Consider the following 26,824-nt stretch of genomic DNA (forward strand, 5'->3'; position numbering starts at 1 on the left):
TGTGGGAGCCGTCGAGCTTTAGCGAGGCCGCGATAGCGGTGGGTCAGGCACCATAAATGTCGACTGTGCCGACGCCATCGCAGCCTCGCCGGGGCTCGACAGCTGCTACGGCTACAATGCCAGGGCCAGGCCACGCTCTTCCAGCAACTGCACAAAACTGTTCAGACTCTGCGACACCGTACCCCGGCGCCAGATCAGCCAGGTATTCAGAATCCGGAACGTATCGGTCAGCGGCCACACACTCACCGCCGTAAACCCCGGCATGCTCTCCAGCATGCTCCGCGGCATCAGCGCCAACCCGGCACCGGCACTCACACAGGCGAGCATCCCGTGGTACGACTCCATCTCGAAGATCTTCCCCGGCACCGCGCCATCCTGTGAAAACCAACGCTCGAAGTGATGCCGGTACGAACAGTTAGAACGAAACGTGTAGATGCTCTCCCCGCTCACATCCCGCCCCCGGGTGATCGGCGCGTGATGCAACGGCGCAATCACCACCATCTCCTCCTCGAACACCGCCACGCCCTCCAGCGTCGCGTGCAACACCGGCCCATCGACAAACGCCGCCGCCAGCCGCCCCGACAACACACCCTCGATCATCGTGCCGGACGGCCCGGTGGTCAGGTCCAGCTCGACCTTGGCGTGCTTCTGGTTATACGCCGCGAGCAACGCCGGGATGCGCACCGCCGCCGTACTCTCCAGCGAGCCCAACGCAAACGCGCCCTGGGGCTCCTCCCCCGCCACCGTCGCCCGGGCCTCTTGCACCAGGTCGAGAATGCGCCGCGCATACCCGAGGAAATTCCACCCGGCCGGCGATAACCGCAGCCGGCTCTTCTCGCGAATAAACAAGTCCACGCCCAGGTCTTGCTCCAATTGCTTGATCCGCGTGGTCAGGTTCGACGGCACCCGATGGATCAGCTGCGCGGCAGCGCTGATGCTGCCTTGCTCGGCAACGGCTTTGAAAATTTCCAGCTGGACCAGATCCAAGTCATTCTCCAAACGTGAACGTATTGCTTAATATTATTCAGTTTCCGAAAAAGATACAGCCCCGTACGCTGGCCTCCATCCCATTCACTGCGCAGGACGGTGCCATGAACTCCATTTCCTCCCAGACCCACGCGTTGTCGATCAACCCCGCCAACGGTGAAACGGTCGCCAGCTACCCGTACGAAACCGAGGCGCAGCTGGATGCCGCCCTGACCCGCTCGATCAACGCCTTCCGCAACGGGCGCAATACCCCCGTCGCCCAGCGCGCCGAATTGCTGCTGGCCCTGGCCAGCACCCTGCGCGACCAGGCCGAAGAAATGGCCCAGATGATCACCCTGGAAATGGGCAAACCCATCGCCCAGGCCCGTGGCGAAATCGAAAAATGCGCGCAACTCGCCGAGTGGTATGCCGCCCACGGCCCAGCCATGCTGGCCCCGGAAGCCACCCTGGTGGACAACGGCACCGCCCAGATCGAATACCGCCCGCTGGGCCCGATCCTCGCTGTAATGCCGTGGAACTTCCCGGTGTGGCAAGTGCTGCGCGGCGCGGTACCAACCATGCTCAGCGGCAACACCTACGTGCTCAAGCACGCGCCTAACGTAATGGGCAGCGCGTACCTGATGAAACAAGCCTTCCAGCGCGCCGGCTTTGCCGATGGCCTGTTCGAAGTGATCAACGTCACCCAGGACGGCGTGTCCAAAGCCATCGCCGACCCGCGCATCGCCGCCGTGACCCTCACCGGCAGCGTGCGCGCCGGCATGGCCATCGGTTCCCAGGCCGGGGCCGCGCTGAAAAAATGCGTACTGGAACTGGGCGGTTCCGACCCGTTCATCGTGCTCAACGACGCCAACCTCGACGAAGCCGTGCAAGCCGCCCTGATCGGCCGTTTCCAGAACTCCGGCCAGGTGTGCGCCGCCGCCAAGCGCCTGATCATCGAAGAAGGCGTGGTGGAAGCCTTCACCGCCAAATTCCTCGAAGCCAGCCGCAACCTGGTGATGGGCGACCCGACCGCTACCGAGACCTACATCGGCCCGATGGCCCGCTTCGACCTGCGGGACGAACTCGACGGCCAGGTCCAGGCCACCCTGGCCGAAGGCGCCACCCTGCTGCTGGGCGGCAGCAAAGTCGAAGGCGCGGGCAACTACTACGCCCCCACCGTGCTGGCCAACGTCACCGACCAGATGACCTCGTTCAAACAGGAACTGTTCGGCCCGGTCGCCTCCATCATCACCGCCCGCGATGCGGACCACGCCGTGGCCCTCGCCAACGACAGTGAGTTCGGCCTGACCGCCAGTGTGTTCACCACCGACCCAGAGAAGGCACGCAGCATCGCCAACCAACTGGAAACCGGCGGGATCTTTATCAACGCCTACAGCGTGTCCGATCCCCGGGTCTCGTTTGGTGGTGTGAAAAAGAGCGGCTTCGGGCGGGAGTTGTCGCACTTTGGTGTGCGGGAATTCTGCAACGCGCAGACCGTGTGGCTGAACCGCCGCTAAGGCACGCGCTGCAAACGATGGCCCGCCCTGCGGGTCATCGTGCTGTCTGATTCAGCACCGTCACGTAGGCACTGAACATATCCGCCATGGCATCCGCATAGGCGGTGATTTGCGCCTCGGTGCGCGGGTTTCCCGAGAATTCCTTTGCCACCGAACTGAAGGTGGTGGCGATCAAATCGCAGGCCAGGGCGCGGGTGGCTTCAGGCACCTGCGGCAGCAGTTCCAGCATGAACGCCTGGAAAATCTGTTGCCCTTCTGCGCGAACCTCATGGGCTTCGGGCGCATCACGGTACAGCGGCGCGGCGTCGCTCAGGGCGACGCGCATCTGCGCCTCCTCACATTCCGAACGAATAAACGCATGCACCAACGCCCGCAACCGCTCAAGGGCCGGCTGGCTTACGTCCTGCAGAATGCGGCTGAGCATCTGCGAGGTTTGCTGCCACTCATCGGTCTGCAGCCGAAACAGGATGGCCGCCTTGTTGGGAAAGTACTGGTACACCGACCCCACGCTGACACCGGCCTTTTCCGCGACACGGGCGGTGGTGAAACGGCTGGCGCCTTCCTTGGCCAAAACCTGAATAGCCGCTTCGAGAATGGCCGTCACCAACCCGGTGGATCGCGCCTGTTTGGGCTCTTTGCGTGAGGAAATCTGCGAGGTCTGGCGATCGGTCATGGGGCCTTCCTGCTGCCGTTGGAATGCGAATAGCGAATGTGACGAATTGTTCGCATACTTTAAATGCGACGAATCATTCGCATACTAGCCCGGCGCCTCACGGCGCTCAACCTGCAGCAGGACATCCCCATGAATACGCTTACCTCGGCCCCGATGGCGGCCCTGATTGAACGGCTGTACACACAGGCCGATGCCGCCACCAGCCCCATCATCAACACAGTGACCCACGAAGAACGCGACCGCCTGATGCGCAGCAAGACCGACTACCTGGCACTCTACGGAATGCTGAAAGACCTGTGGTTGCCCGTCTCCCGCGACACCGGCACCCTGCTGTACATGCTCGCACGCAGCAGCAAAGCGCAGGCCATCGTCGAGTTCGGTACTTCGTTCGGCCTGTCCACCCTGCACTTGGCGGCCGCCCTGCGGGACAACGGCGGCGGCACGCTGATCAGCAGCGAGTTCGAGCCCTCGAAGATCGCTCTCGCCCGGCAACACCTGGAGCAAGGCGGCGTGAGCGACCTCGTGGAGATCCGCCAAGGCGATGCCCTGGTCACCCTGGCCACCGGCCTGCCCGACAGCGTCGACCTGCTGCTGCTCGACGGCGCCAAAGCCCTGTATGGCGATGTACTGAACCTGGTGGAAAGCCGCCTCAAGCCCGGCGCGCTGATCATCGCCGACAACACCGACTACTGCCCCGACTACCTGGCCCGGGTGCGCTCGCCGGCAAACGGCTACCTGTCGGTGCCGATCGGTGACGACGTCGAGCTTTCCGTTCGCCTGGGCTGATGCCCGTCAGAGGATTCAACTCATGTCTGGATTGGTAAGCCCTGTGGTACTGAAATTACTGCCCATCACCCTGGCGGTGTTTGTCGGGTTCCTGATCATCGGCATGCAACTGCCGGTGCTGCCGCTGCACCTGCACAACACCTTGGGCATGGACACGCTGGTGGTGGGCGTGGTGATCGGTGCGCAGTTTGCCGGGGCATTGTTGTCGCGGTCCTGGGCCGGCAATTTTGCCGATATGCGCGGCCCCAAGCGCGCCATGCTTGTGGGCATGCTGGTGGCGGCCAGCTCCGGCTTGATCTACCTCGCGTCCCTGGCGTTTGTGGCATCACCGGTGGTCTCGGTGTGGGTGTTGCTCGCCGGGCGCGTGGTGCTGGCGCTGGGGGAAAGCCTGATCGTGACCGGCTCGATGGGCTGGGGTGTCGGGTTGGTGGGGCCGCAAAATACCGGCAAGGTCATGGCCTGGATCGGCATCGCAATCTACGCCGCGTTTGCCCTGGGCGCGCCCCTCGGGGTGGCGGTGAATAGCCAGTGGGGTTTCAGCGGGATCGCCGTCGGGACCATGGTGATTCCGCTGCTGGCACTGGCCATCGTCGCCGGAGCGCAAGGCGTTGCGCCCACCAGCCAGCGGCGCACCTCGTTTTTCAAGGTGCTGCGCTCGGTGTGGGTACCGGGGTTGGGCCTGGCCTTTGCAAGCGTCGGGTTTGGCGTGATTACCGCGTTTATCGCGCTGCTGTTTGCCACCAAGGCCTGGGGCAATGCGTCATTGGCGTTTACCGCCTTTGGCCTGGCGTTTATCGGCGCGCGGATTTTCTTTGGGCACCTGCCCGACAAGATCGGCGGTGCCAAGGTCGCGCTGGTGTGCGTGATAATTGAAGCCGCCGGTCAGCTGTTGATCTGGGGCGCAGACAGCGCCTTGACCGCCTACCTGGGCGCGGCGCTGACCGGGTTCGGCTACTCCCTGGCGTTTCCCGGCTTTGGGGTGGAGGCGATAAAGCGCGCGCCGCCCCAATCCCGCAGCCTGGCGATGGGTGCGTATGTGGCGTTCCTGGATATTTCGCTGGGGGTCAGCACCCCGCTGATCGGCGCCTTGGCCGGCGTGGCCGGAGTGGCATCGGTGTACCTGGCGGGCGCAGTGGCCGTGGCGCTCTCGGTGATCGTGGCGCTGGCGTTGCTTTTCAAGGCGCCAGTGGCGGAGCGCGAGGTTTATACTTCGCCACCTCGCCCTTAACCCACATCACCCGAGATTCCCGATGAGCCTTTCCCTATCCACAACCCCAGCGCGCAAGCCGGTCGCGCCATTGCTGGCGTTTGCCATCCTGCTGTTCGGCGCCGTCTTCCTGCAAAACAGCGTCGGCTCGCGCCAGGTGCTGTTGCTGGTGGTCGGCGCCGCACTGGGCCTGACGCTGTACCACGCCGCTTTCGGCTTCACCTCGGCCTGGCGGGTGTTCATCACCGACCGGCGTGGCGCGGGTTTGCGTGCGCAAATGGTGATGCTGGCGATTGCCGTGGTGCTGTTCTTCCCCGCGCTGGGGGCCGGCACCCTGTTCGGCCAGCCCGTGGTCGGGCTGGTGGCACCGGCCGGGGTTTCGGTGGTGTTCGGGGCATTCATTTTCGGCATCGGCATGCAGCTGGGCGGCGGTTGTGCGTCCGGCACCCTGTTCACTGTGGGCGGTGGTAACGCGCGCATGCTGGTGACGCTGTTCTTCTTTATCTGTGGTTCGTTGATTGCGACTCACCACGTCGACTGGTGGTTCTCGCTGCCTTCGTTCCCGGCGGTTTCCATCGTCAAAAGCTTCGGCGTGGTGCCGGCCTTGCTGCTGAGCTTGGCCGTATTTGGCATCATCGCGGCAGTCACCGTGCGCCTGGAAAAAGGCCGTCACGGGCAACTCGAAGCCGGCGTGACCAGCGAACACCAGGGCCTGCGCCGCTTCCTGCGCGGGCCATGGCCATTGGTGTGGGGCGCGATTGGCCTGGCCCTGCTCAACTACGCCACCCTGGCACTGGCCGGGCGGCCATGGGGTATCACTTCGGCGTTCGCCCTGTGGGGCGCCAAGGTTGCCGGCGGGTTGGGCGTGGACGTAGGCAGCTGGGCGTTCTGGCAAATGCCGGGCAATGCCAAGGCCCTGGCGGCGCCGGTGTGGGAAGACGTTACCAGCGTAATGGACATCGGCATCATCCTCGGTGCGCTGTTGGCTGCGGGATTGGCCGGGCGTTTCGCTCCAAGCCTCAAAATTCCGGCACGCTCGCTGTTTGCGGCGGTGATCGGTGGGTTGCTGTTGGGTTACGGCTCGCGCCTGGCGTATGGCTGCAATATCGGCGCGTACTTCAGCGGGATTGCGTCGGGCAGTCTGCATGGCTGGGTGTGGTTGGTGGCGGCGTTTATCGGGAATAGCGTGGGCGTGCGGTTGCGGCCGTTCTTCTTTGCAGGTGAGCGTCCGCAGGTAGCGTTGACCGGTTGCTGACTGATCGTTCCCACGCTCCGCGTGGGAATGCCGCCAGGGACGCTCTGCGTCCCGCTGTTGGTGACGCGGAGCGTCACGGGATGCATTCCCACGCGGAGCGTGGGAACGAGCAGCATCATCGGCTTTTTGAAATCACTCCACTCATGTACTGATTCAAGTCGCGGAAGTCCTGAACTTTCCAGGTGAACGGTGACAACTTCACACCGTTCTCCCGCAACGTTCTGGGAATCAGGTCGCCATTTGGACGAAGAATGACGGACGACACGATAACGCCCGGATAATCACTCAAGCGTTTTTTGAAAGTAGCCGTTGTCAGGTCAGGCGTAGGCGGATTGCTTTTATTCGCCAAGGGTCCCGTGCCTTTGATATCCGCGCCGTGGCACATGGCGCAGCGCTGCAGATAAATGTTTTTCCCGTTAGCGTTGTCCGCAAAGGACAGTGATGTTTGAACCAGCGATAAAATCCCCAGCGACGCGATGAATGTTTTTGCTCTCATCTTTCCATGTGGCCTTGTTGTAAAAATCCAATATCAACCAACCGAGCGTAAACGACCCGTTATCCACTCGCGACTGTAAGCCAGCACGCGGCCCGACATCGCCGTCGGAAAATGAATAAACCCATGAGCCGCCTGCGGTAACAAAAACACCTCGGACCCCGCCCATCGCTCGGCCATCTGTAGCGTGTCGTCCAGCAACGGGTCCAGCTCCCCCACAAACATCAGTGCCGGCGGCAGCCCGGCAAGGTCGCCATACAACGGTGACAACGGCGGCTGCCGACGCTGCTCGTCACTCAGGCCCGGCGTCAGCAAGCGCAGCGCCTCCACCATGCCCGGCCCGTCCAGCAGCAGCGTTTCGCGACCTGCCGTGCGTACGCTCGGTGTACCGGTCAAATCGTAGACGCCGTAATACAGCACCGCCCCGCTCACCCGCGCCAGCAATTCGGGCGATTGCTTCAGCGCCAGCAACGTGGCCGCCGCCAGATGCCCACCGGCAGACTCGCCGACAACGATCACCGGCAGGCCGGCGAACTCCTCACAGTCCCCGAGCAACCAGCGCGCCGTGGCCAGGCAGTCTTCCAGAATCCCTTCGACCGGTGTATTCACCGCCAGCCGGTAATCCACCGACACCACCGCCACCTCGCACGCATTCACCATGGCCACGTTGAGGTCGTCATTCATCTGCGCATTGCCGATCACCCAGCCGCCGCCATGGATATCCAGCACCACGCCTTTGGCCTTGCCCTTCGGCCGGATGATGCGCACCGGCACCGAGCCCACCCGCCGGCTTTCAGCCTGCAGGCCATGCTTGAGCAACTTGTTGCCGGCCACCATCTGACTGGAGCGCAACAGCGCCTGGATCACCCGGGGCGTCACGCGGTTGCGGATGCGAAAGCGCGGCATCCAGGCGAGCTTCTGGTTAAAGCGCTGCATTTGCGCCAGTTCATGTTCTTCAGCAGGCCACAGCGTGTGAGTTTCCAATTCGATATTCCCTCTATCTCTAAAAGAGATGTTCACCTTGGCCAGTGTGCGTGGGCATCATGGCAATGATGTTTCCGCCCTCTGCCCACGCCGCCAGGCTCAGCGGTTATTGCGCAGGATGGAGAAATTCAACGCAGCCGCAACGCTGAGCCACACCAGGTACGGGAACAGGATCAGCCCGGTGATCAAATCCAGCCGCACCGTCAGCAGCACCATGGCGGCCACTACCAGCCACAGCAGCGTGATGATCACCATCCCGGCGAAAATCCGGTGGGCACCGAAGAACACGGGCGTCCACAGGGTGTTGAGGGCGATCTGTGCGGCCCATAGAGCCAGCACGATTTCGCTGCTGGGAATCAGGGTCAAGCGATAGCCAGCCCAAGCCAGCAGCAGGTAGATGATGGTCCAGGCGACCGGGAACAGCCAGTTGGGAGGGGTGAAGCTGGGTTTGACCAGGGTGGCGTACCAGTCGCCCGGTTTGAAGATAATGCCGGTGCTCGCAGCAGCACCGCAGGCCAGAAGAAAAATAAACAACGTCACCATGATCGGTCCTTAGCTGAGAGCAGCTGCCTGGAGATGAAAGCCTTGACGGCGGTTTCAGGGTTGGACGCCCCGCGCAGCAAAAAGTGTATTTTTCTTTGCTCCGTGCCCCGCCACAGATGCCCTAGCTGAACGCGATGTAAACAGGCTGCTGCTCCACCGCCGACTGCTCACAAGCACGCACCAGATCCCGTACACAATAAAGTCGCCAGCCCTTGCCCGCGCCCCACTTGGCAGCCACATCATCAAACGACGCCGCTTCATCCCGCGCGGCCCGCTCCCAATCATCGTGGCCGATATCGGCGATCAAGCGTGTTTGGTAGTCCTTCAAAAAGGGAAGCAAGCCCTGCGCATGATCAACCTCCAGCAGCACAACGTCAGCCGAGTCCAGTTGCTGCCTGGCCGCCTCGACCCAGTCCCGCGCCTGCAACGGCAGCGCGTCCAGCACCGCCTCAAAGGCCGACCCCGACTTGTCGCTGCCCTGAAACGAACCACACCCAATCTCGCCACCCGCCATGTCGCTCTCCTTGATAGTGATTCATACGCGCTGGGTTACTGCCGGCGACTACTTTTCCGGACAGGGATTGAACACTTCCGTCGCCGCCACCGCAGACACATACGGAATTTTCGTGCCTGGAATGATCCCGACGGAGTAGGCATTTTTGCCGGTGTCACGCACATAGGTCTTGTCGGTGGTCAGATCGCCCGGCTGGTTCTCACCGAGCAGGTAATCCAGAAACTGGATTTTCACCGGCGTGTTGAACTGCCCCTCGGCCGTCAGCGGAATGATCTGAGCAGCCCCCGCCCGAGTGAACGCGAAAAACGCCGCGGCGGCTTCACGGCTGCGGAAGGTTTTCACGCACAGCACATCGCGGGTACGCAGTGTGATAAAGCGCTGATAACGGCCACCGGAATAGGTGCTCAGAATCAAGCCATCGTCCACCAGAACGCCCAGCCCCTGAGTGGCACGGCACTGGCCATCGCCGCCATTCTCCGAGCCGTAGGGCAAGTAGCACCAGTTGGTCTGGCTCAGGGCCCGCACCGAACCGGGGGCAATCTGTAGGTCGTGCTCGATTTGCTGCCGGGCTTCGGGTGTTTGATACGGAATGCTGCAGCCGCTGAGGATCAGGGCCAGTAACACGTACAACAGGCGATAAGAGCGCATAGGTTTTCCATAACGGACACGGCAGGTCGTTGCGCGCGTTGCCAGGGGGTCATTCCTTTGAAAGCTGCGCAGGTTTTGTCACATTCTACGACAAGTACCTTTCGGCGAAACTTTATGGAAATACAGATTTCGGAAACGTCCGACTGGCAATTGTTCGCGGCCACCGCCGAAGTGTTGGAGCACGGTTTGAAAGGTGAATGGACCGTAAAGGCCGATGGGCTGGTGGTTGCATTTGCGGGATAAAGGAGACTTTGCGTAGGCCGTAGCACCTTGCTCCTTTGCCTACGCTTGCGTCAGAATCCGCCGGCTTGTGCACCTGGTTGGTCATCTCTAAGGTTGCTCGGTCGCTGAAAACTCAGTGATCGGGTTTAGTAGCCCTAGGGTCAATTACACATAGTGCATGAGCTGCATCTATCAGACGTTCCTGTCTGTGCTTGATGGTGGCTGTGCGTAGGGCGCCTTCGGGTGCGCCGGCTTTGTGTAATTCCCCGGTCTACTAACCTGCGTACAGCTGCCACCCTCTTGTGTAGTAGCGAAAGGGTGTCGGCCCCATTCAGGAATTGCACCATGTTCAAAGTAACGCCGAATCCTCCGAAGAAACCGGATCTAAAACTCCACCAGGCTGCCCAGCGCGCCATTGATCACTACCTCAATCCCGGCACCGAGACAGTCCCAGAGACAACCGCCCTCTTCAGCGTCACCTCCGGCGTCAGCAGCGAAATCCTGATCGCCAACAGCTACGAAACCGTTTCCTCCGTCAGCGCCCTGCTGCTCGACCTGTCCGACGAACTGACCGGCAAAGACCGCGACGTGGCATTGGCCATTCACCAACTGAGCGAATTGAGCGTACTGCTGATCGGCAAACTGATGGATCGCGAAACACCTCGGGCATAGAGCCCAACGCAGTCCAGCGGGACTAGCCCTTCAACTCACCCAACCGATTACTCGCCGCGTCGTCGTATGTCATATACAGCGACGCGGCGAGAGGCGCACGGTGCATTCAGCCATTGCTGAACCCCGCCTGGTTCGTTGTAATGGGCCTAGTCGAAACCCAACAGGTGATTCATGGACGCTGATCCGCTATGCCTAGTATTTGTACCAGCCCTCGTAGCCGTTCTCACCGCCGCTGAAGACAGAAAGGGTTCACCTCTTACCGAGGCTGAGGTCTGCAATATTCGAGACCAGGCGGTTTGTATTACCCTGCCATTCAGCGTGGCGCTTGATATGGAAAGGGAACGCGGCTATCCGGATATAGTTGCGGAGAACTGCTGGAGTGAATGGCAAAGCCGCAAATGTCATTGATTGATGTGGTCAGAATCACTTCACGTCTTTTCTAAAAGACTGTATGTGATGGTTGCCTAACTCAATTTTAGCGAGCGTGCTATGCCTGAATTAAAATGTTTCTTTCTTGATCATGACGTTGATATTGATCCAGATCCTCAGGCATATGCTGAGTTCTTCTTGAACTATCAATCTTCAAAGTGGCAGAAAGGGTCCGGTGATGGAGTATTTAGCTATATTAGTGACGAAGGTGACAAGTCCGAGCTATCAGTGCTAGAGAATAAAGAGTTAGGTATTTCAGTTAGATACAACATCCGAATATCCGGAGAACGAACAGGCGCTGAGTTTTATTCAGTGGGTACACTGAATAAAATTAATGTCGTTAAGAATTGTGGTGATGATCAGTTCGTACCTGAAGGCTCATTTTTAAAGCCCGATGTAGCATGGTTAGCGGTGGAAGATTTTTTAAAGAATCCGAGAGTTAAATCAGCTCGGATAACATGGTTGAATTCTGATGATATTTCCTGGCCCGACAGGTAATGAAATGACTTGATATGCCTGGATAACCCGGCACCACGCTGAACAGAAAGGGGCTTTATTTTTTCGATTAAAAAACCAGACTTCTTTTCCTTCTTGATCACGGCCTGAATCCCGCTACCGTCCCAGAGACGACCGCCCTTTTCAGCGCACTCTCCGGCGTCAGCAGCGAAATTCTGATAGCCAACAAACACAAAACCGTTTGCTCAGTCGGTGCCCTGCTGCTCGAGCTGTCCGACGAACTGACCGGACAGACCGCGATGCGGCACTGACCATCCACCAACTGAACGAATTGAGCGAATTGCTGATCGCAAACTGATGGACCGCGAAACACCTCGAAGCTAAAGCCGAACGCGGTCCAGCGGGACTAGCCCTTCAACTCACTCAACCGATTACTCGCCGCGTCGTCGTATGCCACATACAGCGACTCGGCGATTTGGCTTTTGATAGCCTTGGCGCTTTCCAGACCCAATACAAAACCTTCAGCCTTCCCGCCTGCGCGGTTGAGGTCTTCTTTGGTGTCAGCACCGGTGATGGCGTCGAGGAGCTTGATGGCGTGAGGGCCTACGCCTTTTGGGAGGCTGATTTGGTCGATGCTCATTGGGATGCCTCGGATGAGGTGCGGGATGGGGTGATGCGGGGTGAAGAGGTCATGGGCGATACCTTGAGATTGAGGTCGGTAGCGCGTGGAACCACTGCCGGGGGGGCCATGGTAGACCGGTATGGGAATTAAAGGGCTGGTTTCGGCCAAAAGCTGACCTTCGAACAATATTCAAGGGCACCATAAATCAGAAAAAAGAGTAGCGGACATGAAAAAGGAATTTACCCTTCGGACTGCACTGCCAGGAGATGGCCTAGCTATTTTCCATGTCACTCGGCAGTCAATAACCGAGCTGTCGAACGGACTCTATACCCCAGAGCAACTCAATGGCTGGATGGGCGAAAGAACCCCAGAGTTTTATGAGCAACTGATAAAGCAAGGGCAAATGGTCGTGGCGCTGCATCTGGGAAGGATCGTTGGATTTGTGGATTCAGAGCCAGGAGAAGTTACACGGCTTTTTCTTCTTCTCGAGGCCTCCAGTAAGGGGCTCGGTGCTCATTTGCTCAAGACAGGTATTGATAATGCGCGTGGGCCTGGCATCCGCGTCATAAAGGTAGAGTCGACTTTGAATGCTGAAGGCTTCTATAAAAAACATGGCTTTGTGACACAAAAGCACGGTTTTTTCAGCCATGGTGTGGGTGGGCAACCCATAGAAATCATTCACATGGAACTTGAGTTGGAGTGATTTATTCTGCATACCTCCACGGGCGCTTGGAGGAATTTGATTCACTGACGAAAGTCAGCTTTGGGTCGGAAGCGGTCGGTCATGAGCGGCCGCTTCTGGCCGATTCTGTTGAAAAAGCCGTACTCGCTTAGCCAAGGTGACCGCCTGCATCAATGAATAGCTTGCGGAGTTTTTTCGAGCCGCCTCTGAAAGACGCTGTGAATAGCGTTGAAACTCTTCTTCGGCTGTATCGGGCTTGCCGTTCATGGCCAATACAAACGCGTATGCAAGAGGATGTTGTATGTAGTTGTAGAAACCCAGGCCACCCGTCGACAAATGCTGCTTGACCCGCTCGAAAGCACCAGGCAGGGCGGCTATCGAACGAGCCTCGTCCCAAAACGATTCAGCTTTTGGAATGGCAGCCCGGAGGATATTGGGTGCGCTGGTTGCTATGGCATCAGGTCCGTAGCTGCATGAGATATCAAACGCTCGATCGCGCACATCGAAAGTCAGATCAGGTCGTGCTGATTTTGACGTCCTGTGCCATTTGATTTCATTGCCGGAAAGATGGGGAACGAAGTCCAGTGACAGAGCCCATGACGGCGCTAGCGCGCCGCCTTTCCACTGCTCAAGGCGAAAGAGTTGGCGAATGGGAGCATCGACGCTACGAAGCCAGGACAGCGGGCCCTGAACTTCGAATCCTAACGGCTGTAAAAGTGACTCTACGGTTGGCGAAACAATTTCGTGGATCTGATCTATTCGCACTATCTCGAACGTTTTTCCCTGCATCGGCGGCCCCATGCTCAAAAGTAATCCCATTTCGACAACTTCGGTCGTTGGTTCGACCTCAGATAATTGATGGAGTCTTCTTCATCCTCATTCGGGAATCAAGGCACACGAAACTTCTCTCGGCGAACTGTCTTTTACATCTGGCAGATAGTGAAAACGTGGTCTGACCCCTTTTCCGTTGTGGTCCTTGCGTAGAAATCACCCACCCCCTCCCTGGATAGCTCCCCGCCTTACCTGGCTCAAATCCTGCCTGCATCACTCCCACCAAGTCGCTACTAACTACGCGGACGACTCTTTTGAGCCCCGCCGCCCAATCCCCGCCCCCGATAATCAAGCATCCCCTTACCACCGCCGAGGCCTTCCCCCATGACGAGCCCATCCACCGACCAGGTCAGCCCCCAAACCCTGCGCAGAGTGATCATCGCCGCCGGCATCGGTAACTTCGTGGAGTGGTTCGACTTCGCCGTCTACGGCTTTCTCGCCACCACCATCGCCCAGCAATTCTTCCCCAGCGGTGACGCCAGCGCGGCGTTGCTCAAGACCTTTGCGGTGTTCGCGGTGGCCTTCGCCTTCCGGCCCCTGGGCGGGATTTTCTTTGGCATGCTCGGCGACCGGATCGGGCGCAAACGCACGCTGGCCATGACGATTTTGCTGATGGCCGGCGCCACCACGCTGATCGGCCTGCTGCCCACCTATGCCGCCATCGGCGTGGCGGCGCCGATTCTGTTGTCGTTGATTCGCTGCGGCCAGGGCTTTTCCGCCGGGGGCGAATACGCCGGGGCCTGTGCCTATCTGATGGAGCATGCGCCCAGTGACAAGCGCGCCTGGTATGGCAGTTTTGTGCCGGTGTCGACGTTTTCTGCGTTCGCTGCGGCGGCCGTGGTGGCGTACGCACTGGAGGCTTCGCTGTCCGCCGAGGCGATGGGCAGCTGGGGCTGGCGCTTGCCGTTCCTGATCGCGGCGCCGCTGGGGCTGGTGGGGCTTTACCTGCGCTGGAAGCTGGATGAGACGCCGGCCTTCCAGGCGGTGAAGCAGGAGCACGCGGTCGCGCACTCTCCCCTCAGGGAAACCTTGCGCAACCATGGTGCGGCGATCTGTTGCCTGGGCGCTTTTGTGTCGCTTACGGCGTTGTCGTTCTATATGTTCACCACCTACTTCGCGACGTATCTGCAGGTGGCGGGTGGCTTGAGTCGGGCGGTGGCGTTGCTGGTGTCGCTGATTGCGCTGATTTTCGCGGCGGCGATCTGCCCGCTGGCGGGGTTGTATTCGGATCGGGTGGGGCGTCGGGTCACGGTGATGACGGCGTGTGTGTTGTTGATTGTGGTGGTGTACCCGTCGTTCCTGATGGCCAGTTCCGGGTCGTTCGCGGCGTCGGTGGTGGGGGTGATGTTGCTGGCGGTGGGCGCGGTGTTGTGTGGAGTGGTGACGGCGGCGTTGTTGTCGGAGACCTTTCCGACACGCACTCGGTATACGGCTTCGGCGATTACCTACAACATGGCGTACACGATCTTTGGCGGTACGGCGCCGTTGGTGGCGACGTGGTTGATCAGTACCACGGGCAGCAACCTGTCGCCGGCGTTTTATCTGATTGCGGTGGCGGTGCTGGCGTTGGCGGGCGGGTTGGCGTTGCCGGAGACGTCGCGGATTTCGCTGCATGAGGTGGGCGTGGAGGAAAAAGGCGCAGCGCCGGTGTTGTCGCGCTAGGTTCGGCTGGTGTGAACGCAATGCCCAATCCAACAAAGATCAACTGTGGGAACGGGCTTGCTCGCGAATGCGGTCTGTCAGTGAAAAATGTGCTGACTGGCCCACCGCATTCGCGAGCAAGCCCGCTCCCACATTGGTTTTTCTTTGCTTGTTAGATCTCCACTTCCGGACTGAACAGTGTGGGCGTCAGCCGGCGTAACTATTTAGCCACTTCCCCAATCGCCCGCGCCGCCTGAGCCAAACGCTGCGTAGCGACGCGGATTTCCTCCGAATTGAGCGAGGCGAAGCCCAGGCGCAAGGCATTTTCAGGATGATCAAACGGTGAAAACAGGCGACCGCTGCGCACCACCAGGTCCAGCTCCAGTGCTTTTTCGGCCAGTCGGTCGACGTCGATTGAGTCGGCGAACTTTACCCACAGCGCCAGCCCGCCTTCGGGTTCCTGCACAGAGATCTGCTCGCCAAAAGCTTCCAGCAAACAACTGAGCAGGGTCTCCCGACGCCGACGGTATTCCCTGGACACCCGCCGCAGGTGCTTCTTCAATTCGCCATCGTTGATCAGGTCCGCGAGCATCCGCTGCATCACGGCATCGCCCTGGCCCAGGCTCACCGCCGCCGTACGCTCAAGCACTTCGATGAGGTTCGACGGGGCAACGATATAGCTGCAACGGAAGGTGCTGCCCAGGGACTTGGACAGCGAGCCGATGTAGATCACATGACGCTGGGCGCTGTCACTGGCCAGGGGCAAATAGGGCCGTCCGGCAAAGTGATACTCGTGGTCGTAGTCTTCCTCGATGATGCAGAAGTCATGCAGCCGGGCCAGTTCCAGGAGCTGCTGGCGACGTCCGGCACGCAGGCTGACGGTGGTAGGAAACTGGTGATGGGGGGTGACGTACATCATCCGTACGTCATGCAGGCGGCACAGCTCGGCGAGTTGGTCGACCCGGCAACCTTCGTCGTCCAGGTCCACGGTGACCAGTTGCGCGCCCAACTGGCGGAAAATCTCCCAGGCCGGTGGGTAACTCAGGCGTTCGACCACCACCACATCACCGGGTTTGAGCAGCGCGCTGGCGGTCAGGTACAGCGACATCTGCACGCCTTGGGTCAGGCAAATCTGCGGCGCGCCGACCGTCAGGCCGCGATTGTGGCGCAACATTTCGGCCAGGGCGTTGCGCAGGTACTGGCCGCTGCCTTCGCTGCCATGGCGCACGGTGTTGGTGGTAAAGCTGTTGCGCAAGGCATTGCGGTAATAGCGGTGCAGCACGGCTTGCGGCAGCAAGCGATGGTCACAGGCGCCATTGTCGAAAAACAGCGCGCCGGGCCGGTGTTGCAGGGCTGTCACCTGTTCGCCCGGGGTGAAATAGGCCGCCGCAGGCACCTCCCGCAATGCCGGGGCAAACGACTTCGGGGCGCGGGTGGCCGGCACCGCGCCTGTCGCCAGCTGCGAACTGACGAAGGTACCGCGACGTTGAAGGCTGACCAGCCAGCCCTTGGTCACCGCCTCCTCGTAGGCAAGGATCACCGTCTTGCGGTTGACGTCCAGAAGTTGCGCCATCTCCCGCGTGCCGGGCAACAGCGCTCCGGGGCGCAGGCGGCCCTCGACAATCGCGCTCACCAGGCCCTCGACGATCTTTCTGTAGGACGCCTGCGGCTGCTCCCCATCGAGTTTGAGCAGCGGGCGCCATTTGCGAAGCTGGACCATATGAATTATCCAAAACTGGAGGTTCTCCTGGTCCTAGTCTACCGCAACAATCGAGCCTCAATTGCCCCGAGGTGTTTATGCAAAACCGCCATGTCGTTGAATTGTTGCCCTCGGGCAAATCCTTCGAAGCTGCCGATCAATTGCTGCTCGACGCCATGCTGGCCAGCGGTCTCGCCGTACCCTTTTCCTGCCGGCGCGGCGCCTGCGGATCGTGCAAGGTCAAGGTGGTGTCGGGCCAGCACCGGGAAAAGCTGCGCACACCCGACACCCCTGCCCCTTCTTACCCGCTCGCGGCTGACGAGATGTTGCTGTGCCAGAGCCATGCCTGCAGCGACATGCGCCTGGAAATCCCCGGCTGGTCACTGGACACGCCCGCGCTGGAAGCCAGCGCACAGGTGATCAGCAAACGCGCGTTGAGCGCCGACATCGTCGAGCTGGTGTTGCTGACTGCCCAGCCACTCGAAGTCCGGGCCGGCCAGTACCTCAGGTTTCGCCTCGACGATGGCGACAGCCGCTGTTTCTCCGTGGCCAATCTGCCCGCGCAGGATCAAGGCCGGTTGGTATTTCATATTCGCCAGGTCAGCGGCGGCCTGTTTTCCGAACGCATCCTGCCGACCTTGCAAGTGGGTGATGCGGTGAAACTCGAAGGCCCCGTGGGCGCCTGCACCTGGCAACACGACGATGAACGCCCTGTTGTGCTGTTCGCTACCGGGACCGGTTATGCCGGTATCAAGCCCTTGTTGCTGACGGCCCTGGCCCGCCAGGCCGAGGTCACCCTGTATTGGGGTAACTCGGCACCTGCAGACTTCTATGACGTCGAGTTTCTCGAACGGGCCAGCCAGGCCCATCCACGCTTTCTCTGGCATCGGGTTTTGTCGGCAGACGCCCGCGTACAGCAGGTCGCGTTGACACAGCCCCATGACTGGGCCGAGAGCCAAATCTACGCCTGCGGCAATAGCACGATGATCAACCAGGCCCGCGAAGCCTGCCTGGCGGCGGGTGCGCAGGCGCATCGTTTCGTCGCCGAAGCCTTCGTCCCCAGCGGTGCATTGACGCCAGCGGAGTCGCTCAACACGCGGCACCCGGTGCTGGAAAAAGTCGGCCCGCGCTACTCGCTGGACGGCATGCTCGCGGCCCGCGAGCAAACGGTCAGGGCCCTGGCCGCCATCGCCGATCAATTGAAAGTCGGCATGACCACGGCGCAAGCCCTCGCAATGGCCAGCGAGACATTGCAGGCCATGGGCGCGTCTCACACCTGGCATCCCACCTATATCCGCTTTGGCGAAGACACCGTCCGCACACCCCGCCAAGGCATCGACCTGCTGCGCAAGCTGCGGCCCACCGATATCGCCGTGGTGGACCTTGGCCCGGTGTGGGATGGCTATGAAGGCGACTATGGCGACACCTTCGTATTCGGCGAGCACCCATTGCATGACGCTTGCACGAAGGCCCTGCATGAAGTGTTCGACGAAACCCGCAACGCCTGGCACCGCGGGCTGACCGGGCGCGAGCTGTACGACTTCGCTGAGGGTAGCGCCCTCTCCAAGGGCTGGCGCCTTGAGCGCAACCTGGCCGGACACCGCATCGCCGACTTCCCCCATGCCCTGTTCGGGCAGGACAAGCTGGCTGAAGTCGAGATCGTACCGAGCGAGATGGTCTGGGTGCTGGAGATACAGATCTGCCATCCCACACAACCGGTCGGGGCGTTCTTCGAGGATATTCTGATTGGCGAGGCCAACGGGGGCGTGTAGGGACGGGCCGTACGGTGGACCCGGTGAGTCCAGAGCGGTAACGTTATCCGGGCATTATCACCTCAGCAAAAAGGGAGTTTGCATCATGACCGACGACACAAAAACAAAAGGGCCAGCGTCGTACTTCCCCTCCATCGAAAAAAACTATGGGCAACCCATTAGCCACTGGCTGGATCTGCTCAAGGCCGCCAGTTCCAGGAAGCATATGGAGCTTGTGGCCTTGCTCAAGACTGAACACGGCATGGGCCATGGTCACGCCAATGCGTTGGTTGCGTACTTCTTGGCGGCTGAAAAAGGCAATTGATCCACCTCCCGGCGGGCGGTGAACGTGCCTACCCGCCGGGCGTTGCGGCTGTCTCTTGCAGCGTTCGTTCAAGTCGTCGTAGGTGAGCATTCACAATGAGTTTGTGCGCTGGCCCCACTGGCAGCATGTAGAGGCGCCCATAGGTGTTATGGGTGACAACCGACGAGGTGATCGTGAGTACACGGTCAGCGATTGAAAGGCAGATCATCACATCCAGGTGCCGGTCACGCTCGGTCAGCACCAGCATGTCGGGCGCGCTGCGTTCCACCAGGAAGAAGTCCAGCCGGTCGCCGACCTGCACAGCCTCGCGCAAGGTGCCGGAGAACCCACCGATGCGCTTCACACCAAACAACGAGGAAATGGCATCCCTGATTCGGAAAGCCACCTGCATCAACGGCCCCGGTTCGCCGGTCATGATGTTCCAGGCATCCAGCGCGGTGATTTCAGTAGGCAGCGGGGCTGACCGGGTGTCGTAGTAATCAAGCTCTGACGGTGCACGCAGCGTGTGAACAACATCGGTAGTCGTCAACATTATCTTCCCTGATTGCTCGGTTAGAGCGGCTGACCTACATCAATACGATTCCCGTCCGGGTCTTCGAACACAAACGCCCGCAACCCGTAATCCTGATCCTTGAGGCGCTTGATGATCCTCGCCCCATGCTGCACGCAAGCGGCGTGCAGCCTGTCGACATCGTCCACCATCAGGTGGGCAATCGTGAACGCGGCGGCTGGGTGGTTGGGTTGCAAGGTCAAATGCAGCTCGCCCTGGTCGCGCTGCAGAATCATGAAGCCGATCGGGTTTCCATTTTCGAATGCTTTCGTAAACCCCAGGGCCCTGGTGTAAAAATCATGGGCCCTGCCCATGTCCTTTACGGGAAGCGTTACTGCAATTCGTCCGAAACGGACGCCATGATCAACGACTGCGCTCATCGCAGAACCTCAACGTGCAAGCACCATGACACCTGCCAGGCGGTGCTGGTGAGTGTGAAGCGCCTTGCCAAACCTGAAGGAGCAGGACGGTGCCTGCGAGGCAGAGGTTATTTTGCGCAGCTACCGAAGTAAAGAGAGATACGAGGGTCGCTGCAGGTCAATGATCAGCAGGCGGTCGTTCAGCTACGATTGCTCGGAGTCGGAACTGAGCCCAAAACCAGCAGGATTGATCAAGCGAACTGAAAGGGGGCGAAGCGCATGCGTTTATTCTCACCCCCTGCCTCTAACACGGTTTCAGAGATGAAACACCGGCCCCGCCTCTGCACCTTGTGGAGGCGCTTCAACCTTCACCTTCAGCGCAATCAACAGTGCCGCCAACAGCATCAAGATACCTGCCGCGACAAAGACCCCGCCGATACCACTGAAACTGAACATCGCGCCGCCTGCCGCCGCACCGGCTGCAATCGCCGACTGCACTGAAGCCACCACCATGCCCCCGGCGCTTTCAGCCTGGTCAGGCACTGCCCGCGCCACCCAGTTCGACCAGGCCACCGGCACCCCGCCAAACGCCAGGCCCCAGAGCATCAACAACCACACCTGGCCGGTCACGGTTGCCGGCAACAGCGCCAGGGCGAGCGCCGCAACGCCCACCAGCGCGGGCATCAGCACCAATGTTCCACGCGGCAGACGCACCAGCAGCCAGCCGGCCAGCAGCGTGCCGGCAAAGTTCGCAACACCGAATCCCAGCAACATCAACGCCAGCCCCTCGGCATCGACGCCAGTGGTGCTTTCCAGGAATGGCCGGATATAGGTGAACAGCGCAAAGTGCCCGGTGTGCACCAGCACGCACCCCAACATGCCCACGGCAATGCCCGGGCGCAGCAGCACTTCCAGCACCGTCCTCAAGCGGGCGGTCCTGCGGGGTGCGAGCGGCGGCAAGGTGAACAGCTGGAACACCAGGGTCACGCCGCCCACTGCGGCGGCGGCGAGAAACGCGCTGCGCCAGCCGTACAGCCCACCCAAAAAGCTGCCCAGCGGCACCGCCACGACAGTGCCCACCGCGATGCCGCTGAAGATGATCGACAAGGCACGCGGCAGCAGTGCCGCCGGTACAAGCCGCATCGCCACCGCCGCCGCCATGCTCCAGAAGCCACCCAGGGCGATGCCCAGCAGGACGCGCATCAGCAGCAACACCGTGAGGCTCGACGAGACCGCCACCAGCAGGTTGGAGCAGATCATCAGTGCGCTGAAGCACAACAGCACCACGCGCCGGTCGATCCCGCGGGTCAGGCCCGGTACCAGCAAACCGGCGAACAACGCCACCACCGCCGTGACTGTCACCGCCTGCCCTGCCAAGGCTTCCGAGACGCCGAGTTCGACCGCCATCGGCGTCAACAAACTGGCCGGCAGGTACTCCGCCGTGAGTAATCCGAACACGCCCATCGCCAACGAAAACACCGCCATCCAGGCCGGTGTCGCGGGCGCTGCATCTGCACCGGTTACGGCGTCACACACACAACTACTCATCACTGGTCACCCTCCAAAAGTTATCGCGACCGCCAGTCTAGGTACGCAGGGCAGGATGATCTATGATGCAAAATCTTGAATTCTTTACCGAAACCCCGAAAATGATGCCTCCAGAACCGTTCGACGTGTCCTCTGACCTCATCAACGAGCTGTTGCGCGGCATGCGCCTGCGGGGCGTCGAGTACCGCCGTATCCAGGCCGGGCCGGCGTTTGGCCTGGGCTTTGCGACCAAACCCGGGCATGCGTACTTCCACCTTGTCGCCGCCGGCGGCGTCACCCTGCGTACCGAGGACGGCACGCAGTACGAACTGACGCCGGGCAACGCCGTGTTCATCTCCCACGGGGGCGCCCATCAGTTGCTCTCCAGCCCGGAGGTGCCGGTGCAGGACATCGACAGCTTCAACGCCGCAGCCCTCGGCGATGCGGTGTGTGCCGTGGATGCCCGCGCCGATGCAGGCGTGGCTCAAAGCACCCTGCTCTTCAGCGGCTGCATGGAGTTTGAACTGGGGAGTTTGCACGGCCTTGGCCGCCTGATGCCGGACCTGATGCTGATCGACGCCAAGGGCCAACGTTATCCGGGGTTGATGCCGATCCTGGCGGCCATGGAGCGTGAAGTCAGCAGCGCCCGCATCGGCTTCGCCGGCATACTGGCGCGCCTGGCGGACGTGGTGGCGGCCATGGTTGTTCGGGGCTGGGTCGAATGTGCCTGCGGGAATGCGTCCGGCCTGGTGGCCGCGCTACGCGACCCGCGCCTGGCCAAGGCCCTGCTGGCGTTGCATCAACAGCCTGGGCGTGACTGGACGGTGGAAGAGCTCGCGGCGCAGTGTCATACCTCGCGCTCGGTGTTCGCCCAACACTTTCAAACCACAATCGGAACGCCACCGTTGCGCTACGCCACCGAACTGCGGATGCGCCTGGCCAGCCAGTGGCTGACGCTGGAGCGGCTGCCCATTGAAACCGTGGCGCAGCGCCTTGGCTATAACTCCCAGGCCGCGTTCAGCCGGGCATTCAAGCGCGTCACCGGGCAGCCGCCGGGGGCCAGCCGGCGATCTTGAGCCGCTAGGAAAAGTGCGTGATCAACATTTCTCGCACTGCACTGACCAGCGAAGCCTCGCCCGGACGCGGCGGTAACAGGCTGAACTCGACATCGGGCAGCGCCGGAAGCGTTTGAATCGACCGGCATGCCTCGGCCCCGGCAGGCACGGCCGAGCTGTTCAGGCACGCCACGCCCAGCCCCGCCATCAGTGCCGATTGCAGGCCCGCCACCCCGGACGCGGAATGCGCAATGACATACGGCACCCCGCGCGCATCCAACAGGTCGATGGTGAACCGCTGCAAGCTGCAATCCTGGGGAAGTACCACCAACGGCAGCGGCGCCACGAGTTCGTGCTGTGCGTCGAACCCACTGAGTGCCACCCACCGCAGGGCCTCTCGTCGTACGGGAATGCCTTCGGGAAGGCTGCGACCATCGAGGATGCGCATCGACAGGCCAATGTCGAATTCGCCGCTGTTGGCGCCCTTTTCGATTTGCAGGCTCTTGCGCACCGAAACATGCAACCGAAGCTGCGGATATCGCGTGCGCAAACCCTTCAACATGCCCGCGATGGCGCTCGGCAAAAAATAGTCGGTGATGGCCAGGCGCAGTTCGCCGCTCAAGGTCACGCCGCGCATGTCCTCAAGCACGCAGTCACTCAGCGCGAGCAATTCACGCGCATGTGCCAGCAGGCGCTCCCCGGCAGGTGTGGGGCTCACGCCTTTTTTGCCGCGCTCCAGCAGCGTCACGCCGGTGAAGGTTTCCAGCTTGCGAAGTTGCTCACTGAGCGCGGACTGGGAACGGCACAGCTTGGGCGCGGCCGCCGAAAGGCTGCCGGATTCCAGGATGGCGACGAAGGAGCGCAGTTGCTCAAGGTCAAAGGGGCGCATGTCTAACCTGCGTTTTTTCCGATAGATATCATTATATCTTCCCGTTTTTCAGATCCGAATAATTTTCTTAATCTGGCACCTCACCCTACCCTTACGAGGAATTCGCCATGCCAGGCATCACCCTGAAAATATCCGGAGAACGGAATCCCGAACTGGTGCGCCAGCTCGTCCCACAGCTCACTGCACTGACCTGTGAAGTGCTCGAGAAACGCCCGGAGCAGACCTTGCTGATTCTCGATTTTGTACCGCATGACCAGTGGTTCATTCATAACCGCTCGCTGGCCGAACATGGGCGCAACGCATTCCGCCTGGAAGTCACCGTGACCGATGAGACCAACACCAAGGCGCAAAAGGCGCGTTTTCATCGTGAGGCCTACACGCTGTTGGCGGAGTTGATCGGCAACCTGCACCCGCACTCCAATGTGCACATCATCGACTGCCGGGCCAGTGCCTACGGCTATGAAGGGGTGACTCAGGAGTACCGCTATCAACACACTTGATAGGCCGGGAAAAAGCCGCGCATGAATATCGATCAGGTCAATGCGCGGCTCATCAAGTCCGTGAACAGTTGCAGAACCCGTTCATCATCCACGCCCAACAATCGGTCACCCACATAGCATTCGGTCTTGCACCATCCCGGTCCATGAACGACAGCACGCCCAGCCGCGACACCAGGTAACGCCCCGGCAAAAGGACCGTTGACGCGGGCTTTTATGACAAAAAATTCATACAGCTAAACTGTACAGTTTTTCTGCACGCATGCTAATGTCCGAGCATGAACAAACCTTCCATCACCTCCGAAACCCAATCCGCCGCCCTGGCTGCCGAGCTGCGCATCTCCCTGGGCAAGCTGATACGCCGGCTGCGGGAACAAACCCATCCGAACGATTTCACTTCCGCCCAGAAGTCGGTGCTGCTGCGCCTGGACCGAGACGGGCCCAGCACCGTCTCGGCCCTGGCCAGGGCGGAGAGCGTGCGGCCGCAGTCCATGCGCATCACCGTGGCCGGGCTGGAAACGATGAAAGCGATCAGGGGCAAACCCGACCCCAGCGATGGGCGCCAAACCCTGATCGAGCTGACTCCCGGCTTTCGTAAGCACCTGATCGCCAGCCGGGCGGCCAAGGACGATTGGCTGCTGCGGGCGCTGCAGGAGCAACTGTCTGCCGAAGAACAAGCTGAACTCGCGGCAGCGGTAAAGCTGCTGGAGCGCCTCGCCGACTTTTGAGCCCCCTATCCGTTCGAGGACATCCCATGGCCGTCACCTTGCTGGATCCCAACACCGCGCTGATCATCGTGGACTTGCAAAAAGGCATCGCCGAATACCCGTTCATCCACCCCATCGGCGCCGTGGTGGAACGCTCCCGTGCACTGCTCGACGCGTTCCGCGAGCGCGGCATGCCGGTGGTGCTGGTCAACGTCACAGGCTTCGCCCCCGGGCGTACCGAGCGGCCACGGCGCAGCGATGTATTTCCACCGGGATGGGCCGACCTGCTGCCCGAACTCGATCAGCAACCCGGCGACATTGGGGTGACCAAACGCACCTGGGGTGCCTTCGCCAGCACTGATCTTGAGGCGCAACTCAAAGCACGCGGCGTGACCCAAGTAGTGATCACCGGCGTTGCTACCGGAACCGGCGTGGAGTCCACCGCGCGCCAGGCCTACGAGGCCGGCTTCAACGTGACCCTGGCCGTCGATGCCATGACCGACGCGAACGCCGAGGCCCATCACTACAGCCTGAACCAGGTATTCCCGAAGCTGGGGGAAACCGGCACGGCGCAAGAGATCATCGGCTTGCTTGCAACAAGGGGGGCGTGACGATGCAATGGCATGAGCTGGTGTCTTATTTCTTCGGCGGCGTATTGCTCGCCAACGCGCTGCCCCATTGCCTCAGTGGCTTGATGGGCCAGTCCTTCCAGACGCCGTTTGCCAAGCCGCGCGGCCAGGGGCGGTCCTCCTCGACGCTGAATGTGCTCTGGGGTTTTCTCAACCTGGTGATCGGCTACGTGCTGGTCTGCCGGGTCGGGGACTTCGACCTCAAAAGCACCGCTGATGTGCTCGCCCTCGGGCTCGGGGCCTTGGCCCTGAGTGTATTCCTGGCGCAGCATTTCGGGCGCTTCAACGGTGGTCATTCCTCAGGGCCGGTGTGAGTTCGATGGGCATTTTCCGCTCGCTGCGCAGCGTCAACTACCGCATTTGGGCCGCCGGCGCCCTGGTGTCGAATATCGGCACCTGGATGCAACGCACGGCCCAGGACTGGCTGGTGCTGACCCAGCTCACGCCGCATAACGCGTCGGCCGTCGGCATCGTCATGGCGTTGCAGTTCGGGCCGCAATTGCTGTTGCTGCCCTGGACCGGCTTCGCCGCCGATCACTACGACAAGCGCAAGCTGCTGATGGTCACCCAGGGCGTGATGGGCGTGCTGGCGCTGATGCTGGGGGTGTTTACCCTGACCGGCATCGTGCAGCTGTGGCACGTGTATGTGTTCGCGTTTTTGTCTGGCTGCGCCTCGGCCTTCGATGCACCGGTGCGGCAGATATTCGTGGCGGAGCTGGTGGGCGAAGCGGACCTGTCCAATGCCATCGCGCTCAATTCCACCTCGTTCAACATGGCGCGCATGATTGGCCCGGCGGTGGCCGGCGTGACCATCGCATCGGTGGGCACCGGCTGGGCGTTCCTGCTCAATGGCGCGAGTTTTTTCGCGGTGCTGGCCTCGCTGTTTCTGCTGCGGGTTTCCGGCCTGCACACCAGCCTGCGGGCGCTGCGCACCAAGGGCAGCCTGACTGAAGGCCTGCGTTATGTGTGGGCGCGGCCGGACCTGATGGCGATCCTGATCATGCTGTTCTTGATCGGCACCTTCGGCATGAATTTTCCGATTTTCATCTCGACCATGGCCGTCACCGTGTTCCACGCCGATGCCCGCGGCTATGGCCTGCTGACGTCGACCCTGGCCATCGGCACCGTTGCCGGGGCGCTGCTCGCAGCCGGTCGCGAGCGGCCACACTTCAAGGCGTTGTTGATCGGCGCGCTGGTGTTCGGGGTGGGCTGCACGCTGGCGGCGATTGCCCCGAACTATTGGTTGTTCGCCGGGGCGCTGGTGATCATCGGCGTGGGCGCCCTGACCTTCAGCAACACCACCAACAGCCTGATGCAACTCACCACCGAACCCTCCATGCGCGGCCGGGTAATCGCCCTGCGGGTGGGCGTGGCCCTGGGCGGCACACCGATTGGCGCACCGATTGTGGGCTGGGTGGCCGACCATCTTGGCCCGCGCTGGGCGTTGGCGGTCGGCGCGGCCTCGGGCATCCTGGCGGCCGGCGTGGCGGTGTACACCATGACGCGCAAGCTGGATCGGCCTAAAAATATGTGATGGGCAACACAGCTCCCTCAGTTGATCTTCGCAGGCTCGCACAGTTGATCGTTCCCACGCTCTGCGTGGGAATACATCCTGTGACGCTCCGCGTCACCCCTGCGCAGGGCTTGAGCCTTGCATCGTCAGCTGGACGCAGAGCGTCCGAGGTGGCATTCCCA

32 protein-coding genes are annotated in these 26,824 nt (G+C 61.1%); 18 read left to right on the forward strand and 14 right to left on the reverse strand.

The annotated features are described in order from the left end of the window. Positions 1-111: 111 nt before the first annotated feature. Positions 112-987 carry a LysR family transcriptional regulator gene (locus HYE77_RS20575; protein ID WP_177069235.1) on the reverse strand — a complete coding sequence of 292 codons (876 nt, stop codon included), beginning with the start codon at positions 985-987 and terminating at the stop codon, positions 112-114. A gap of 104 nt (positions 988-1,091) precedes the next feature. Here HYE77_RS20575 and HYE77_RS20580 point away from each other — a divergent pair, with 104 nt between their 5' ends. After that, the gene (locus HYE77_RS20580) at positions 1,092-2,483 is read left to right on the forward strand and encodes an aldehyde dehydrogenase family protein (protein WP_087694345.1); all 1,392 of its coding nucleotides are present in this window, start codon (positions 1,092-1,094) and stop codon (positions 2,481-2,483) included. Between the two features lie 34 nt (positions 2,484-2,517). On the opposite strand, the gene HYE77_RS20585 is transcribed toward HYE77_RS20580, so the two are convergent. Next, positions 2,518-3,156, reverse strand: a complete 639-nt coding sequence (locus HYE77_RS20585; protein WP_177069236.1) for a TetR family transcriptional regulator — start codon at positions 3,154-3,156, stop codon at positions 2,518-2,520. 129 nt (positions 3,157-3,285) lie between these two features. Here HYE77_RS20585 and HYE77_RS20590 point away from each other — a divergent pair, with 129 nt between their 5' ends. The 3 genes from HYE77_RS20590 to HYE77_RS20600 are packed head-to-tail and all read left to right on the forward strand — an operon-like array spanning position 3,286 to position 6,404. Then, complete coding sequence (locus HYE77_RS20590) at positions 3,286-3,942, forward strand: O-methyltransferase (protein ID WP_003214482.1); 657 nt, start codon at positions 3,286-3,288, stop codon at positions 3,940-3,942. Positions 3,943-3,964: 22 nt separating this feature from the next. Continuing rightward, complete coding sequence (locus tag HYE77_RS20595; RefSeq protein ID WP_177035784.1) at positions 3,965-5,170, forward strand: arabinose transporter; 1,206 nt, start codon at positions 3,965-3,967, stop codon at positions 5,168-5,170. Positions 5,171-5,192: 22 nt separating this feature from the next. Then, the gene (locus tag HYE77_RS20600; RefSeq protein ID WP_177069237.1) at positions 5,193-6,404 is read left to right on the forward strand and encodes a YeeE/YedE family protein; all 1,212 of its coding nucleotides are present in this window, start codon (positions 5,193-5,195) and stop codon (positions 6,402-6,404) included. 115 nt (positions 6,405-6,519) lie between these two features. On the opposite strand, the gene HYE77_RS20605 is transcribed toward HYE77_RS20600, so the two are convergent. From HYE77_RS20605 to HYE77_RS20625, 5 genes are all read right to left on the reverse strand, one after another. Next, a complete protein-coding gene (locus tag HYE77_RS20605; protein ID WP_177069238.1) occupies positions 6,520-6,900 on the reverse strand; it encodes a cytochrome c in 381 nt (126 codons plus the stop codon). 33 nt (positions 6,901-6,933) lie between these two features. After that, positions 6,934-7,833: an alpha/beta hydrolase gene (locus HYE77_RS20610; protein WP_050550331.1), complete on the reverse strand. Its 900-nt coding sequence runs from the start codon at positions 7,831-7,833 to the stop codon at positions 6,934-6,936. 147 nt (positions 7,834-7,980) lie between these two features. Then, on the reverse strand, positions 7,981-8,421 hold the full coding sequence (locus HYE77_RS20615; RefSeq protein ID WP_008438802.1) for a TspO/MBR family protein: 441 nt from the start codon (positions 8,419-8,421) through the stop codon (positions 7,981-7,983). Between the two features lie 124 nt (positions 8,422-8,545). After that, positions 8,546-8,938, reverse strand: a complete 393-nt coding sequence (locus HYE77_RS20620; RefSeq protein WP_008438809.1) for a hypothetical protein — start codon at positions 8,936-8,938, stop codon at positions 8,546-8,548. Between the two features lie 48 nt (positions 8,939-8,986). After that, a complete protein-coding gene (locus HYE77_RS20625; protein WP_008438818.1) occupies positions 8,987-9,586 on the reverse strand; it encodes a hypothetical protein in 600 nt (199 codons plus the stop codon). 114 nt (positions 9,587-9,700) lie between these two features. On the opposite strand from HYE77_RS20625, the gene HYE77_RS32630 reads away from it, so the two are divergent. The 4 genes from HYE77_RS32630 to HYE77_RS20635 all read left to right on the forward strand — a co-directional run bounded on the left by HYE77_RS32630 (position 9,701) and on the right by HYE77_RS20635 (position 11,407). Beyond that, the gene (locus tag HYE77_RS32630; RefSeq protein WP_256346977.1) at positions 9,701-9,829 is read left to right on the forward strand and encodes a hypothetical protein; all 129 of its coding nucleotides are present in this window, start codon (positions 9,701-9,703) and stop codon (positions 9,827-9,829) included. A 324-nt stretch (positions 9,830-10,153) separates the two neighbouring features. Continuing rightward, positions 10,154-10,480 carry a DUF6124 family protein gene (locus tag HYE77_RS20630; protein ID WP_008438824.1) on the forward strand — a complete coding sequence of 109 codons (327 nt, stop codon included), beginning with the start codon at positions 10,154-10,156 and terminating at the stop codon, positions 10,478-10,480. A 171-nt stretch (positions 10,481-10,651) separates the two neighbouring features. Next, a complete protein-coding gene (locus HYE77_RS32635; RefSeq protein ID WP_083853257.1) occupies positions 10,652-10,888 on the forward strand; it encodes a hypothetical protein in 237 nt (78 codons plus the stop codon). 81 nt (positions 10,889-10,969) lie between these two features. After that, positions 10,970-11,407, forward strand: a complete 438-nt coding sequence (locus HYE77_RS20635; RefSeq protein ID WP_157222886.1) for a hypothetical protein — start codon at positions 10,970-10,972, stop codon at positions 11,405-11,407. 364 nt (positions 11,408-11,771) lie between these two features. Here the strand turns inward: HYE77_RS20635 and HYE77_RS20640 are convergent, their stop codons facing one another. After that, entirely contained in the window at positions 11,772-12,005 is a 234-nt protein-coding gene (locus tag HYE77_RS20640) for a hypothetical protein (RefSeq protein ID WP_008438825.1), read from the reverse strand. Between the two features lie 208 nt (positions 12,006-12,213). Between HYE77_RS20640 and HYE77_RS20645 the strand changes: the two genes are divergently transcribed. Then, positions 12,214-12,690, forward strand: coding sequence for a GNAT family N-acetyltransferase (locus tag HYE77_RS20645; protein ID WP_003214507.1), 477 nt, complete (start codon positions 12,214-12,216; stop codon positions 12,688-12,690). A 54-nt stretch (positions 12,691-12,744) separates the two neighbouring features. Here HYE77_RS20645 and HYE77_RS20650 read toward each other — a convergent pair whose 3' ends face one another. After that, complete coding sequence (locus HYE77_RS20650) at positions 12,745-13,488, reverse strand: hypothetical protein (protein WP_256347393.1); 744 nt, start codon at positions 13,486-13,488, stop codon at positions 12,745-12,747. 336 nt (positions 13,489-13,824) lie between these two features. Between HYE77_RS20650 and HYE77_RS20655 the strand changes: the two genes are divergently transcribed. Beyond that, the gene (locus HYE77_RS20655; protein WP_177069239.1) at positions 13,825-15,162 is read left to right on the forward strand and encodes an MFS transporter; all 1,338 of its coding nucleotides are present in this window, start codon (positions 13,825-13,827) and stop codon (positions 15,160-15,162) included. A 199-nt stretch (positions 15,163-15,361) separates the two neighbouring features. Here HYE77_RS20655 and HYE77_RS20660 read toward each other — a convergent pair whose 3' ends face one another. After that, positions 15,362-16,861 (reverse strand): PLP-dependent aminotransferase family protein, encoded by a 1,500-nt coding sequence (locus HYE77_RS20660; protein WP_008438849.1) that lies wholly within the window; start codon positions 16,859-16,861, stop codon positions 15,362-15,364. 77 nt (positions 16,862-16,938) lie between these two features. Here HYE77_RS20660 and HYE77_RS20665 point away from each other — a divergent pair, with 77 nt between their 5' ends. Both HYE77_RS20665 and HYE77_RS20670 read left to right on the forward strand, forming a co-directional pair. Continuing rightward, positions 16,939-18,612: a M24 family metallopeptidase gene (locus HYE77_RS20665; RefSeq protein WP_177069240.1), complete on the forward strand. Its 1,674-nt coding sequence runs from the start codon at positions 16,939-16,941 to the stop codon at positions 18,610-18,612. Between the two features lie 85 nt (positions 18,613-18,697). Next, positions 18,698-18,916, forward strand: coding sequence for a DUF4287 domain-containing protein (locus tag HYE77_RS20670; RefSeq protein WP_003214516.1), 219 nt, complete (start codon positions 18,698-18,700; stop codon positions 18,914-18,916). A gap of 28 nt (positions 18,917-18,944) precedes the next feature. Here HYE77_RS20670 and HYE77_RS20675 read toward each other — a convergent pair whose 3' ends face one another. From HYE77_RS20675 to HYE77_RS20685, 3 genes are all read right to left on the reverse strand, one after another. Then, a complete protein-coding gene (locus HYE77_RS20675) occupies positions 18,945-19,448 on the reverse strand; it encodes a DUF2867 domain-containing protein (RefSeq protein WP_102368493.1) in 504 nt (167 codons plus the stop codon). A gap of 20 nt (positions 19,449-19,468) precedes the next feature. Beyond that, a complete protein-coding gene (locus tag HYE77_RS20680; RefSeq protein WP_003214518.1) occupies positions 19,469-19,846 on the reverse strand; it encodes a glyoxalase/bleomycin resistance/extradiol dioxygenase family protein in 378 nt (125 codons plus the stop codon). 294 nt (positions 19,847-20,140) lie between these two features. After that, positions 20,141-21,373: an MFS transporter gene (locus HYE77_RS20685; protein ID WP_177069241.1), complete on the reverse strand. Its 1,233-nt coding sequence runs from the start codon at positions 21,371-21,373 to the stop codon at positions 20,141-20,143. Between the two features lie 65 nt (positions 21,374-21,438). On the opposite strand from HYE77_RS20685, the gene HYE77_RS20690 reads away from it, so the two are divergent. Continuing rightward, a complete protein-coding gene (locus tag HYE77_RS20690; protein WP_177069242.1) occupies positions 21,439-22,428 on the forward strand; it encodes an AraC family transcriptional regulator in 990 nt (329 codons plus the stop codon). 4 nt (positions 22,429-22,432) lie between these two features. Here the strand turns inward: HYE77_RS20690 and HYE77_RS20695 are convergent, their stop codons facing one another. Further along, positions 22,433-23,296 (reverse strand): LysR family transcriptional regulator, encoded by an 864-nt coding sequence (locus tag HYE77_RS20695; RefSeq protein WP_177069243.1) that lies wholly within the window; start codon positions 23,294-23,296, stop codon positions 22,433-22,435. A 107-nt stretch (positions 23,297-23,403) separates the two neighbouring features. Here HYE77_RS20695 and HYE77_RS20700 point away from each other — a divergent pair, with 107 nt between their 5' ends. The 5 genes from HYE77_RS20700 to HYE77_RS20720 all read left to right on the forward strand — a co-directional run bounded on the left by HYE77_RS20700 (position 23,404) and on the right by HYE77_RS20720 (position 26,663). Then, the gene (locus tag HYE77_RS20700) at positions 23,404-23,796 is read left to right on the forward strand and encodes a tautomerase family protein (protein ID WP_003214522.1); all 393 of its coding nucleotides are present in this window, start codon (positions 23,404-23,406) and stop codon (positions 23,794-23,796) included. Between the two features lie 275 nt (positions 23,797-24,071). After that, complete coding sequence (locus HYE77_RS20705) at positions 24,072-24,521, forward strand: MarR family winged helix-turn-helix transcriptional regulator (protein ID WP_003214523.1); 450 nt, start codon at positions 24,072-24,074, stop codon at positions 24,519-24,521. Positions 24,522-24,547: 26 nt separating this feature from the next. Further along, on the forward strand, positions 24,548-25,111 hold the full coding sequence (locus HYE77_RS20710) for an isochorismatase family protein (RefSeq protein WP_177069244.1): 564 nt from the start codon (positions 24,548-24,550) through the stop codon (positions 25,109-25,111). A gap of 2 nt (positions 25,112-25,113) precedes the next feature. After that, entirely contained in the window at positions 25,114-25,443 is a 330-nt protein-coding gene (locus HYE77_RS20715) for a hypothetical protein (RefSeq protein WP_102368490.1), read from the forward strand. A 5-nt stretch (positions 25,444-25,448) separates the two neighbouring features. Continuing rightward, entirely contained in the window at positions 25,449-26,663 is a 1,215-nt protein-coding gene (locus HYE77_RS20720; protein ID WP_003214526.1) for an MFS transporter, read from the forward strand. The last annotated feature ends 161 nt before the right edge of the window (positions 26,664-26,824 follow it).

The sequence above is a fragment of the Pseudomonas sp. IPO3774 genome, from assembly GCF_013386835.1.
In the GTDB taxonomy this organism is placed as follows: Bacteria; Pseudomonadota; Gammaproteobacteria; order Pseudomonadales; family Pseudomonadaceae; genus Aquipseudomonas.